Source organism: Streptomyces sp. YS415, from assembly GCF_023544665.1.
Taxonomy (GTDB): domain Bacteria; phylum Actinomycetota; class Actinomycetes; order Streptomycetales; family Streptomycetaceae; genus Streptomyces.
Genome location: NZ_JAMJFL010000005.1, coordinates 89,923 through 103,016, shown reverse-complemented (window position 1 = coordinate 103,016; position 13,094 = coordinate 89,923). Strand labels below are relative to the sequence as shown.

Below are 13,094 nucleotides of genomic sequence, written 5' to 3'. Positions count from 1 at the left end.
GCCGGTTTACAGCGGCATCGGGTCGATGTCGCAGTTCGCCCGCTCCCGCGCCCGGGCCTGCACCGTCGCCGGGTGCGGGGCCGGCTCCACCGCTCGCATCCGGGGCGCGTCCAGGACCTGTTCCATCCGGGCCAGCGTGTCCGCCCGCAACAGCTCCGCCTCCTCCTCCAGGCCCAGCGCCGCCAGGTCCAGGGAGAGGTTCGCCGCGCACACCAGCGCCGTCGGGTGGTTCTCGCCCAGCCGCCCGCGGCTCAACTCCAGGGTCCGCTCCCCCAGTTCCCGCGCCTCGGAGACCTGCCCCAGCGTGCTCAGATCGCTGGCCAGGTTGATGGCGCAGGCCAGGGCGATCGGATGGCTCTCGCCCAGCCGGCCCGTCAGCGACGCCAGCGCCTCCTCGTCCAGGGCCCGCGCCTCCTCGGCCCGGCCCAGCAGCCGCAACGTCACCGCGAGGTCCACATCGGCGGCCAGCACATGGGGATGGTCGGCCCGGAACACGCGGCGGAAACGCTCGCTCGTCTTCGCGCCCCGGTCCCGCGCCGCCTCCAGCTCGCCGTTGTGCCGCAGCGCGACGGACAGCGCCAGCGCCGCCGTCAGGGACTCCGGGTGGGTGTCGCCGTAGCGGCGGGTGAACTGGTTGAAGGCCTCCCGGGCCAGCTCCAGCGCCGTCGCGTGGTCGCCCTCCTTGCGGCAGGCCTCGCCGAGCTGGCGCAGCGTCTGCAGCGTGGAGGGGTTCCCGGCGCCGAAGACGGGACGGAAGCCGTCCACCACCGCCTCCTGGAGGGACCGCGCGCCGACGTAGTCACCGGTCTCCCGGACGTCGATCGCGATACTGCCCTCGGTGATCAGCGACTGGTGGTGATCGCGCCCGTACAGCCGCGTCTTCAGCGCGTGCGTGTGCTGGTCCAGCTCCAGCGCCCGCTGGAACTCGCCCATCAGCCGCAGGCTCACGCCGAGGTTGTGCGCGGTGCCCAGGGTCGTCGGGTCGTCGTCGCCGAACGCGCGGCGGGCCCGGTCGTAGGCCATCTCGTCCAGTTCGGCACCGGCGGCGAAGTCGCCCTGGACGCGGCGGACCGCCGCCTCCAGCATCATCGCCTCCAGCGCGTCCTCCCGGGTGTCCTCCCGCTCCTCGGGCGCGGTCCGGGCGTAGATGTCCTTGAGCTGCGCGACCAGCCCGGAGGCATCGTCGTAGCGCCCGACCTTCAGGTACAGGAAGCACAGCCACCAGCCCATCAGCCGGGTCTGCTGGTCCTCCTCGCCGAACAGCGACTGCCACGTCTGCCACGCCTGCTCGGTGAACTCACGGGCCACCTTGTGGTCGCCCCAGTACCAGAGGTACCTGGCGACGTTCATCACGAGCTCGCGGACCCACGGCTGGTCGGACTCGATCGCGTTGGAGGCGATCACATGGCCGTACAGCTCGGCGTAACGCGGCCAGTTGGCGGCCTGGTTGGGGCCCTTGGGGTCGGCGGCGGCCAGGAGCGTGTGGGCGCCGTTGCGCATGCGGTTCTGTTCCTCGGGAGTCATACGGTGGATCAGCACGGCCTGGACCAGGCGGTGCATCTCGATCGAGTTGGTGCGGTGGTCGATCCGGGCGAGGGAGTAGCGGTTGATCTCCCGGACGGCGCGGGCGAGCCGCATCGGGTCGTTGAGGGCCCGGTCGAGCGCCGGGTCGATGGTGGAGCCGCCGAGGCCGGAGAAGATCGAGCGCGAGATGGGGTCGGGCGCGAAGTACGAGCACAGCTGGAGCAGCCGCAGCGCGGTGAGGCTGCGGATCTCCAGGTGGTCCAGGGAGACGTTCCACGCGGCGGCGACCGGCAGCTGGTAGTCCGGCGGCGGGGAGACCTCCAGCAGTTCGGCACGCTTGTGCTCGAACAGCCGCAGGTACTCCGAGGCGGGCATCCCGGTCTCCGCGCGCCAGGCCGCGGCCTGTTCCAGCGCCAGCGGCAGGTCCCCGAGCGCGTCGGCGAGCCGGTCCGCCTCGGCGTCGTCGAGGTCGTCGGGCCCGGAGCGGCGCAGCAGTTCCTTGCTCTCCTCGCGGGTGAAGACATCCACCTCCAGGGAGGGCCCGACCACGCTCCACCGGCGGTTGCGGGAGGTGACGAGGATGGTGCCGCTGCCCCCGGTCGGGAAGTAGTCGCGGACCACGTCCGGACTGTCGGCGTTGTCGAAGATGAGCAGCCAGCGCGAGTACGGCCGTCCCTCGCGCAGCGCCTCCCGCAGCGCGGGCCCGGCGATGTTGGCCTCGGCGCTGGTGACAAGACCGAGCCGCTGGGCCAGCTCCACCAGGGCCTGCCCGATCTGGCCCGGCCGCTCGGCGGGGATCCACCACACCACGTCGTACTCCGACTGATGGCGGTAGGCGTACTCGATCGCCAGCTGCGTCTTGCCGACACCGCCCATGCCGTGGATCGCCTCGGGCAGCACGGTGGTGGTGCCCTCGCGCAGCCGCTCGCTCAGTCGCTCCAGAAGGTCCACGCGGCCGGTGAAGTTCGGGTTGCGCGGCGGGATGTTGCCCCAGATGCGCGGCGTCGAACGCCCGCTCTCCACCGCGGGCTGCGTATGCGTGGCGGTCATGGCCGTGGCTCCTTCTGAAGTTGTCCCGGCCCCCGTCGGGGCCTGTTCGACGGCGGGGCGTTCGCTCGGGGCGGTGCGGGAGCCCACGCCCTTGCGCAGGCTGACAGAGTTCTGCCGGTCGTACTCGCGCAGGGCGCGGGCCAGGCGTTCGGCGCGGGGGAGGAACCGTCCGGACAGGGCGCGCAGCGCGGCGAGTTCGACGCGCAGAAAGGCGACGTTGCGCCGGGTGACCGAGGGCACGTCGACCGTTTCGAGGAGTTCCTCAGGGGCGGGCAGGACGGGTTCGGCGTCCTCGGGCGCGGTGGCGAGCAGTCCGCGGACGTCGTGCAGCACCCGGGCGGTGTCGCGGCGCCGGGACAGCGCCAATAACTCCTGGCGGATGTCGGGCCCGAACACGAACGCCACGTCGGCCGCGCGCTCGGCGTCCGCGCCGGGGGGCCGGACCAGACCGCTCATCAGCAGCTCGGCCAGATGGGCGGGTCCGGCGCCCGGCACCGAGGCGGTCACCGCGCTCATCACCGGGAGGGTGAGCGGCGCCGCGGCGAGCCGGGTGGCCAGCGCGAACGCGGTCGGGGAGGCGGCCGCCCGGAAGTCCGAGACCCGCTCCCAGGGCGGTACGCCGCTCGCCGGGTCGGGTACGTCCTCCACCCAGGGCACGGCGCGCGCCGCGTCCGCCCGGCGTTTCCAGTCCCGGGCGCGGACTCCCGACATCTCCGCCCAGTCGCCGGTGCCCCCGGTCACCAGGTCCACCCAGCCGGACAGGGAGTGCCCGGTCGGCTCCAGGACGGGCACCGGGACCACACCGGTGCGGGCGTCCGGGTCGTCGACGGGTTCGAGGGGGGAGGCGCGCAGTTCCCAGCGCAGCGTGTCGTTCGCGGCCCAGGGGCGGGTGCTGCTGAACCGCATCCGGTTCACATCGAGGCCGGCCCTCGACCACAGGTGCTGGGGCAGCAGGTGCAGCACCGCGAGGGGTTCGGTGCGCCCGAGTTCGCGCAGCAGCGGAAGCACGGCGTCCGACCGCCAGCCGGCGGCGAGCCCGTCGGTCAGCACCAGGACCACCCGGTGCTCGGACGGCGCGGGCGGCAGCTGCTCGAGCCGGATCCGGGCCGGCTCGGTGTCGTCCGAACTGAGCAGCCGTACGGTGCTGATCTCGCCCAGCCGCTCCTCGCGGGCGAGATCGCCGGCCAGCTTCTCGACCGTTTCCCGCCACACGCCCATGGTCGCGTGGTCGTCCACGACCAGCAGCACGGACGGAGGGTCCGCGGAGAGGGAGCGCGCCAGTTCGCTCAAGGCCTGCGGCACGACGTCGAGTGACGCTTCGTCAGACGCCGTTTCCGCCGCTGATCGTGGGACATCGTCACACTGCATAAGCGCTCTCAGAGCGTCCGGTAAGGCCCGGGGACGAAAGGGGTACCGAAGAGGAATCCCGTACTCCGCGGGCATGCGTGACATCCACGTGCCAAGCCTGGCAGTGGTCTGCATACAGTGCAAGACGGCAGGCCACAGGGGGAGTAAGCACAAATGGGACAGTCGATCGGCGGATGAAACGGCGGATGGAACGCGCCCCCCTGCGGTGTCTGGCTCGCCGGTCTTTCTCGCGTCCAGCGTGGCACCGCGCACAGTCGCGTGCAAGGCCGTCTGCCACTTCCCTGCGCGGATCGGCAACGAGCCGACGCCGGACGGCATCAGGCGTCCGATCCCGCTCTGCGAGGTCATCGCCGCTACACCGGCCCGGTGGGACCCGGCTTGCGCTCGGGATCGTCCAGCAGGATGGCCAGATGCCGGCCCACATGGCCGTCCCAGCCTTCGGGTCCGAGGGCGAGTGCGTCGTTGCGCCACTTGTTGACGCTCTCCGCCAGTGAGCCGAGCCCCCGGTCCTGGAGGATCTCGCCGATCGCGTCCTGGAAGTCGGCGTCGGAGCAGTCGGTGCGGTGCCAGATCATCGCCGGCACCCCCGCCCGCAGCCCGGCGAGCACCTCCCGGCGCCCGGTGCCCGAGTCGTCGCCCGGCGGCTCGCTGAGCACCAGGCACACCGCCTGCCGGTCCTCCTTCAGCTCCCGCTCCAGATGGAAGAAGTACGCCCCGTCCTGCGGAGGGCGGCCCCAGTGCGGATGGCTGTCCGCCGGGCGCTCCTTCAGTTGCCGCCACTTGTGGTGCCAGGCCCGGTGCCAGGCGGCACGCTGCAGCCTTTCCAGCGAGCGCACGAACACCGGGTAGTCCATGGCCAGCGGTGTCGGCTCGGGGTGACCGGAGTCCTTCGCCCACCACTCCACCGGCTCGTTGAGCAGCTCCCACGGGAGCACGAACTCCAGGATCACCGGCTGGCGCAGGTCCGCCCAGCGCTCCTCGGAATCCTCGATCAGCCGCTCCACCGCGCCGGGCAGGTCCGCCCGGCACAGATGGACGGTCTCGCCGCGCACCGGGTGCCAGCCCTCGGAGTCGGACTGGCGCCAGTGCGAGAGGTAGTAGCGGTCGGCCTCGTTGCGGTCCGGTTCGAACTGGATCATCAGATAGGCGGGCACCAGCGAGGGCGGGGGCTGCGGGAACTCCGAGTGCTGCCACTCCGCCAGCCGGTCCTCCACGCGCAGCTCCTGGGCCCGGCCGCGGTTGAACCGGCGCAGCTCCTCGGCGGCCTCCGCGCGGCCCTCCTCCATCAGCCGGTCGGCGGACAGCGCCAGGAAGGCCATGCTCGGCGGCAGCTCGCCGGGCGGGGAGTTCTCACCGGCCAGCCGGAGGAAGACCTGCCAGCCCGTCTGGCACCAGGACGGCAGCTCCTGCACCCGGGAGCGGCTCGCCCGCCGGGCCATGGCCGCCAGCTCGGTGGAGCGCACCGACTCCAGGACCGGCCGCAGATGACCGAGGTCGGCGCTGTTGAAGAAGTCGACGGCCTCCCACTCGTCCACGAGCGGCCATAACGCGGCGACCGAGGCCGACTGCTGTTCCACGTACTCCAGCGACCGCACCAGACAGGCCGTACCGTCACCGACGGTCATGCACGCCTTGACGACCTGCAGGAGCCAGGGCCGCAGCCGCTCACCGCTGAACGGCTCCACCGGCGAGCCCAGTTCACCGGCGAGCATCTCCCGCCATAACTCGCGGCTGCTCGCCTGCTTGACCGTCGCCGACTCCTGAAGCGTGTCCACGATGGCCACTGCCAATTCGTTGCGGACCCGTTCCGGACCTCTCACCCCGTGACCTCCCCAAGCCGGCGCGGTTCCGTGCCGACCAGGGTACGGCCGCGGAGGGGGCCACGGCAGGGGAAAGGAGAGCCCCCTGTCGGATTCGAACCGACGACCTTCGCTTTACAAGAGCGGCGCTCTGACCAGCTGAGCTAAGGAGGCGTGCACGTACGTGCCCGAGCAGTGTACCCAGGACCCGCGGTGCCCCAGTCGAAAATTTCCGCGAAGTTCACAGGGGTCCGGGTACTGACAGACCAGGTGAACGCCAGGTACCGTCCGAGGGCAGTCCACTCGTCTGGACTACACCACCACCTTCCTACAACGGATCGTCCGGCACGTTCCTGCCGGTAGAAGGGGGCCCTTCACCATGGCCACTGTTTCGTTCGACAAGGCGACCCGGATCTACCCGGGTTCGGAGAAGCCCGCCGTAGACGCGCTCGACATCGAGATCGAGGACGGGGAGTTCCTCGTTCTGGTCGGCCCGTCCGGCTGCGGCAAGTCCACCTCGCTCCGCATGCTGGCGGGGCTCGAGGACGTCAACTCCGGCGTGATCCGCATCGGCGACCGTGACGTCACCCACCTGCCGCCGAAGGACCGGGACATCGCCATGGTGTTCCAGAACTACGCGCTCTACCCGCACATGACGGTCGCCGACAACATGGGCTTCGCGCTCAAGATCGCGGGCGTCAACAAGGCGGAGATCCGGCAGAAGGTCGAGGACGCGGCGAAGATCCTCGACCTCACCGAGTACCTCGGCCGCAAGCCGAAGGCGCTCTCCGGCGGTCAGCGCCAGCGTGTGGCGATGGGCCGCGCGATCGTGCGTGAGCCGCAGGTCTTCCTCATGGACGAGCCGCTGTCGAACCTCGACGCCAAGCTCCGTGTCTCGACCCGTACGCAGATCGCCTCGCTGCAGCGCCGCCTCGGCATCACCACGGTCTACGTCACCCACGACCAGGTCGAGGCCATGACGATGGGCGACCGGGTGGCGGTCCTCAAGGACGGTCTGCTCCAGCAGGTCGACTCCCCGCGCAACATGTACGACCGCCCGGCCAACCTCTTCGTCGCCGGCTTCATCGGCTCCCCCGCCATGAACCTGGTCGAGGTCCCGATCACCGACGGCGGTGTGAAGTTCGGCAACAGCGTCGTCCCGGTCAACCGTGACGCCCTGAAGGCCGCCGCCGACAAGGGCGACCGCACGGTCACCGTCGGCGTCCGCCCCGAGCACTTCGACATCGTCGAGCAGGGTGGCGGCGCCGCCACCGCCCTGGCCAAGAGCACCGAGGACGCCCCGGCCGGTCTCGCCGTCTCCGTCAACGTCGTCGAGGAGCTCGGCGCCGACGGTTACGTCTACGGCAGCGCGAAGGTCGACGACAACCTCAAGGACCTCGTCGTCCGCGTCAACGGCCGTGCCGTCCCGGAGAAGGGCGCCACGCTGCACGTCGTGCCGCGTCCGGGCGAGACCCACGTGTTCTCGACCTCCACGGGCGAGCGTCTCTCCGACTGACCCCTCCGGCCGGCGCTCCGGCCGACCCGAACGAATCGGGTGTATCGCCCAGGTTGACGAGAAGGGCCCCGCGGACCGCCGCGGGGCCCTTCTCGTTGTCGACAAATACCCCGGCATACCCCCCGTTTCGAGCGGTGAGCGTCAACCCCTTACCCAAAAAGAGGCACCTCTTCATCCCCCGAACCGGTGACTAAATGTCGCCAAATCATTACCAGGCGCTACCCTCACTCGCGTGAAGCACTCCACTAACCAACAGACGCGACGCGGCCGGGGCCCCGCCCGCCGGATCGGCCGCTCCCTCGCCCTCGTCCTGCCGGTCGTCCTGGTGCTCTCCGGGACCCTCGCGGTCACCCGGGTCGACTGGTCGGGGAATCCCTCGAACTCGGTGCTCACGGCGTCGGACGCGTCGGTGTCGGACGCCAAGCCCGGCTCCGGCTCCCGCACCCCCCAGGACGTCCTGCGCGACCAGCTCATCGCCGAGCTCACCCGGGAGGACCCGGGCGTCGCGCTCACCCGTCTCCAGCAGGCCGTCGACGGCCGCCCGGCGCTCGCCAAGCACTGCGCCTCCATCGCCCGCGCCCTCGGCCGCGCAGCGGTCCGGGTCTACGGCCCGGTACGCGCCCAGTCCTACGCCCGCCCGGTCTGCGACACCGCCTTCGCCACGGGGGTGGCAGCGGCCCACCGCTGACGAGCAAGGGGGGCGGGGCCCCGGGCCCCGCCCCCACGGCACCGCATCCGCGCACAACCCGCACCCCCCACCCCGGTAGGCAACAGCGCCACATACAGTTCGGCACATGACCGACCCGAACGCCGCCACCCGCCCCACGCAAGCCGTGATTCTCGCCGGGGGCCAGGGCTCACGCCTGCGCCCGTACACCGACGACCGGCCCAAGCCGATGGTCGAGATCCCGGGCACGGGGACGCCGATCATCGGCCATCAGCTCGCCTGGCTCGCGGAGGAGGGCGTGACCGACGTGGTGGTCAGCTGCGGCCACCTCGCGGACGTCCTCAAGGAGTGGCTGGCGGGTGCCGACCTGCCCCTCTCCGTGACCACGGTCGTGGAGACCGAGCCGCTCGGCCGCGGCGGTGGCCTCAAGTACGCCGCCGCGCATCTGCCGCACCCCGACCGGCCCTGGTACGCCACGAACGGCGACATCTGGACCCGGTTCTCGCTGCGTGACATGGCCGACTTCCACGCCGAGCGCGACGCCGTCGCCACCCTCGCGCTGGCCCGGCCCCGGATCCCCTGGGGCGCCGTGCAGACGGACGGCTTCGGGCACGTCACCGACTTCATCGAGGCGCCGCCCACGACGTACGAGATCAACGCGGGCGTGTACGTCTTCTCCGCCGACTTCGCCGGGATGCTCCCGGAGCGGGGCGATCACGAGCGGACCACGTTCCCGCGGCTGGCCCGGGAGCTCAGGCTGGCCGGCTTCCCGCTGCCGCAGGGCGCGTACTGGCGAGCCATCGACACGGCGAAGGATCTCACCGAGGCCGCGAAGGAACTGTCGGCCCTTCGTTCCTAGGGCGGGCCGGACGCGCAGTTCCCCGCACCCCTGAGGGAGTGCGGGGAACATGTGGGTTCTTACGTTCCGCCGGTGGACTGACCCAGAATCCCGCCCACCGGCCCATCTACCCCAACAGGCCGCCTACCAGGCCCGGTTCACCGGAGTTGCCTCCGCCTCCCGTGCCGCCCGGCGTGCCGGAGCCTCCGGTGGTGCCGCCCGAGGTGGGGCCCGAGGTGGTGGTGGGGGCCTGGTCCGCCGGAGAGGACTGCTGGGGCGGTGCCTGGCCGCCTCCTCCGGTGCCCTGGGTCTCGCTGGGCGTGTCCGCCGTGCTGGTGTCCCGCGTGGCCCCCGGGGTGGTGGCCGCCCCGGTGGAGGGCGCCGACGTGGCGGCCTGGCTCGGGGCCGTGGAGGCCGACGGGGTGCGCTTCCGGCGCTCGCCGGGCTCCGAGGGGAGCGGGGAGCCGGGCAGTTCGTTGCGCGGGGCCTCGCCGGGGCCGGGGACGACCACGCGGTCGGCGTCGCGGACGGCACCGCCGAGCAGCGAGCCGATCAGCAGGGTCAGGCCGATGACGATGGCGGAGACCAGGGCGCCGCGGCGCAGGACGTAGGCGCGCAGATCCCAGATGTCGGCGCGCGGGCCGAGGCGACGCCAGGCGCTGCCCGCGAGGCGGCCGTCGACGGAGTAGACGGGGGCGCCCGCGATGATCAGCGGCGACCAGGCGGCCAGGTAGATGATGTCGGGGGCGTCGTAGGCGGGGACGCTCTTCCAGCTGACGGTGACGAGCAGCGCGGCCGACAGCAGCGCGCCGACCACGGCGGCCACCCGCTGCCAGCAGCCCAGCACCGTGAGGACGCCGACGATCACCTGGAAGAAGGCGATCACCAGGCCGGAGCCGACGGGGTGCTCCAGCGCGAACTGGCGCAGCGGCTCGGCGACGTCCCAGGGGTGCAGGGTGTTCAGCCACTTCACCATCGAGCCGCGCTTGCCGCCGTCGAAGTAGACGGGGTCGCAGAGCTTGCCCATGCCGGCGTAGATGGAGATGAAGCCGAGGAAGATGCGCAGCGGGAGGAGGACGACGCCCAGGTTCATGCGGCGGCCCGGGTAGTAGGCGTGCCGCGCGGGGTCGTCGCCGTGGCGCCGGGGCCGGGAGCCGTCCTCCGGCTCCGCGAACTCCTGCTCGTCGTAGGCGACTTCCTCGTCGTACGCGCTGCCGGCCTGGCGCATGTCGGGCAGCAACCGGGTGCTGTCGCCGTCGGGCGGGGTGCGCTGGGCGCCGACCACGGGGGTCTCGACGGTCTGCGCGAGATCGTCGTAACCGTCGTCGTGGTAGCCGTCATTGACGTCGACGCGCGGGATGACCTGGGTGGCGCCGGCGTCGGCCGATTCGTCCGGGTGGCCGACGCCGGCGCCCCGCACCGCCTGGAGGAGCCGGTGGGCGCCGGTGTCGTCGGGCGCCGACCTGCCGCTCCAGACGACGGGCCGCCGGCGGCCGGCAGCCCCGGTGCCGACCACGGGGACGCGGGCGGTGTCCTCGGTGGCGCTCAAGTGCCGTGCGATCCGCGGCGATTGACTGCGTGTCGTCGACGCGCCCAGCTGCACGCGGAAACTCGCATGATTGACGATGATCTGCGCCGGATCGCTCGGCACCTTCACCATGCTCAGCGCGGGAGCGTCGTCGAAACCCGACGAGCGGTCCCCCGTGGGTGTGCGGGGTGTTCTGGTGTCCACACTCATCTAACCGAGTGACGTCTGTTTAGGACACTGCTTTGACCTGCCGGATCTGTCCGGACAGCGTCAAGCGGGCCCTGGACGGCTGGAACGCCCCGCACGGGCGACGGTACGGACGGATGTTCAGCCGCGCCGGCGCGACGCCTCGTACAGCACGATCCCCGCCGCCACACCGGCGTTCAGCGACTCGGCGCCACCGGGCATCGGGATCCGCACCCGGAAGTCGCACGTCTCGCCGACCAGTCGGGACAGGCCCTTGCCCTCGCTGCCGACCACGATGACGACGGGGCCGTGCAGGGCCGCCAGCTCGCCGACCTCGTGCTCCCCGTCGGCGGCGAGGCCGACGACGGCGATGCCCGCCTTCTTGTACGCCTCCAGGGCGCGGGTGAGGTTGGTGGCGCGGGCGACGGGCGTGCGGGCCGCGGTGCCGGCCGACGTCTTCCAGGCACCGGCGGTCATGCCCGCCGCGCGGCGCTCCGGCACGACGACGCCGTGGCCGCCGAAGGCGGACACCGAGCGGACGACGGCACCCAGGTTGCGCGGGTCCGTCACTCCGTCGAGGGCGACGATGAGCGGGTCCTGGCCCTCGTCGTAGGCGGCGCTGGCCAGGTCCTCGGGGTGGGCGTACTCGTAGGGCGGGACCTGGAGGACCAGGCCCTGGTGGTTGAGCCCGTTGGTCATGCGGTCGAGCTCGGGGCGGGGGGCCTCCATCAGGTGGATGCCGCCGCGCTCGCCCACGAGCTGCAGGGCCTCGCGGACCCGCTCGTCGTTGTCGATGAACTGCTGGACGTACAGCGTCACCGCGGGCACGCCCTCGCGCAGCGCCTCGACGACGGGGTTGCGGCCGACGACCATCTCGGACGTGCCCTTGCCGCCACGGCCGCGCGGCGCGGGACGGCGTGCCGTCTGCTTGGCCTTGGAGGTGGCGAGGCGGTTCTTCTTGTGCCCCTTGCGCATCTCGGCGGGCGGCGTCGGACCCTTGCCTTCCAGGCCCCGGCGTCGCTGGCCGCCACTGCCGACCTGCGCGCCCTTCTTGCCGGACATGCGGCGGTTGTTCGCGGCCATGACCTACCCGTCTCTGTGTAGCGGTGAAGTACGTACGTCTATGCAGTGTGCCGCCCGGAGGGCCGGGCGGCACAATCGATCACTGCGCTCAGCGCGCGCCGAGGCTCCAGCGCGGGCCGTGCGGACCGTCCTCGATGACCAGTCCCGACTGCTTGAGCTGGTCCCGGATGGCGTCCGCGGTGGCCCAGTCCTTACGGGCTCGCGCGGCCTCGCGCTGGTCGAGGACCAGGCGTACGAGGCTGTCGACCACGCTGCTGAGGTCCTCGCCGCGGTCGCTCTCGCCCGCCCAGTGCGCGTCCAGCGGGTCCAGGCCCAGGACGCCGAGCATGGCACGCACCTCGGCGAGGCGGGCCACGGCGGCTTCCTTGTCGTCGGCGGCGAGGGCGGAGTTGCCCTGCCGGACGGTGGTGTGCACGACGGCGAGCGCCTGCGGGACGCCCAGGTCGTCGTCCATCGCCTCGGCGAAGGCGGTGGGCACCTCGGTGGCCGGTTCGACGGCGTGTCCGGCGAGCTCGACCACGCGCTGCACGAAGCCCTCGATGCGGCTGAACGCCGACTCGGCCTCGCGCAGGGCCTCCTCGCTGTACTCGATCATCGAGCGGTAGTGCGGGGTGCCGAGGTAGTAGCGCAGCACGACGGGGCGCCACGTCTTGACCATCTCGCTGACGAGCACGGAGTTGCCGAGCGACTTGGACATCTTCTCGCCGCTCATGGTGACCCAGGCGTTGTGCACCCAGTACCGGGCGAACTCGTCGCCGTAGGCCTTGGCCTGGGCGATCTCGTTCTCATGGTGCGGGAAGATCAGGTCGAGGCCGCCGCCGTGGATGTCGAAGGCGGAGCCCAGGTACTTGTGCGCCATCGCCGAGCACTCCAGGTGCCAGCCGGGGCGCCCCCGGCCCCACGGCGTCTCCCAGCTCGGCTCGCCCGGCTTGGCGGACTTCCACATCGCGAAGTCCCGGGAGTCCCGCTTGCCGGTCTCGCCCTCGCCGGAGGGCTGGAGCAGGTTGTCCAGCTCCTGGTTGGACAGGCGCAGGTACTCCGGGAAGGACTTCACGTCGAAGTAGACGTTGCCGTCGGCCTCGTAGGCGTGGCCGCGCTCGATCAGGCCGCGCATCATCTCGACCATCTCGGTGACATGGCCGGTGGCGCGCGGCTCGTACGTCGGCGGCAGGCAGCCGAGCGCGGTGTAGCCGTCGTTGAACGCGCGCTCGTTCTCGTACCCGATCGACCACCACGGGCGGCCCTGGTCCGCCGACTTGGTGATGATCTTGTCGTCGATGTCCGTGACGTTCCGGATGAACGTGACGTCGTAGCCGCGGTACTCGAACCAGCGGCGCATGATGTCGAAGTTCAGCCCCGACCGGATGTGGCCGATGTGCGGGGCCGCCTGCACGGTGGCACCGCACAGGTAGATCGAGACACAACCCGGCGTGAGCGGGGTGAAGTCACGGATCTGCCGGGCGCTGGTGTCGTACAGGCGAATAGTCACGTGTCCAGGGTAGTAGGCGCGGGCGGGTGCCTCCGACGGTTGTGGA

Annotated in this window: 8 protein-coding genes and 1 tRNA gene; 3 read left to right on the top strand and 6 right to left on the bottom strand. The window is 71.7% G+C overall.

Annotated features, from left to right (window positions below; translation table 11 throughout):
• Positions 1-6: 6 nt before the first annotated feature.
• The 3 genes from fxsT to M8H82_RS08420 all read right to left on the bottom strand — a co-directional run bounded on the left by fxsT (position 7) and on the right by M8H82_RS08420 (position 5,915).
• The gene (fxsT, locus tag M8H82_RS08430; RefSeq protein WP_250071860.1) at positions 7-3,876 is read right to left on the bottom strand and encodes an FxSxx-COOH system tetratricopeptide repeat protein; all 3,870 of its coding nucleotides are present in this window, start codon (positions 3,874-3,876) and stop codon (positions 7-9) included.
• Between the two features lie 419 nt (positions 3,877-4,295).
• A complete protein-coding gene (locus tag M8H82_RS08425; protein WP_250071859.1) occupies positions 4,296-5,717 on the bottom strand; it encodes a hypothetical protein in 1,422 nt (473 codons plus the stop codon).
• 124 nt (positions 5,718-5,841) lie between these two features.
• Positions 5,842-5,915 (bottom strand) — tRNA-Thr (locus tag M8H82_RS08420).
• Positions 5,916-6,120: 205 nt separating this feature from the next.
• Between M8H82_RS08420 and M8H82_RS08415 the strand changes: the two genes are divergently transcribed.
• The 3 genes from M8H82_RS08415 (at position 6,121) to M8H82_RS08405 (ending at position 8,783) form a co-directional block, all read left to right on the top strand.
• A complete protein-coding gene (locus M8H82_RS08415) occupies positions 6,121-7,257 on the top strand; it encodes an ABC transporter ATP-binding protein (RefSeq protein ID WP_250071858.1) in 1,137 nt (378 codons plus the stop codon).
• 232 nt (positions 7,258-7,489) lie between these two features.
• Entirely contained in the window at positions 7,490-7,945 is a 456-nt protein-coding gene (locus M8H82_RS08410; RefSeq protein ID WP_250071857.1) for a hypothetical protein, read from the top strand.
• Positions 7,946-8,051: 106 nt separating this feature from the next.
• A complete protein-coding gene (locus M8H82_RS08405) occupies positions 8,052-8,783 on the top strand; it encodes a nucleotidyltransferase family protein (RefSeq protein WP_250071856.1) in 732 nt (243 codons plus the stop codon).
• A 106-nt stretch (positions 8,784-8,889) separates the two neighbouring features.
• On the opposite strand, the gene M8H82_RS08400 is transcribed toward M8H82_RS08405, so the two are convergent.
• The 3 genes from M8H82_RS08400 to cysS form a co-directional block, all read right to left on the bottom strand.
• A complete protein-coding gene (locus M8H82_RS08400; RefSeq protein WP_250071855.1) occupies positions 8,890-10,500 on the bottom strand; it encodes a DoxX family protein in 1,611 nt (536 codons plus the stop codon).
• Positions 10,501-10,617: 117 nt separating this feature from the next.
• Complete coding sequence (gene rlmB / locus M8H82_RS08395; RefSeq protein ID WP_250071854.1) at positions 10,618-11,559, bottom strand: 23S rRNA (guanosine(2251)-2'-O)-methyltransferase RlmB; 942 nt, start codon at positions 11,557-11,559, stop codon at positions 10,618-10,620.
• Between the two features lie 88 nt (positions 11,560-11,647).
• The gene (cysS, locus tag M8H82_RS08390; RefSeq protein ID WP_250071853.1) at positions 11,648-13,048 is read right to left on the bottom strand and encodes a cysteine--tRNA ligase; all 1,401 of its coding nucleotides are present in this window, start codon (positions 13,046-13,048) and stop codon (positions 11,648-11,650) included.
• Between the last annotated feature and the right edge of the window lie 46 nt (positions 13,049-13,094).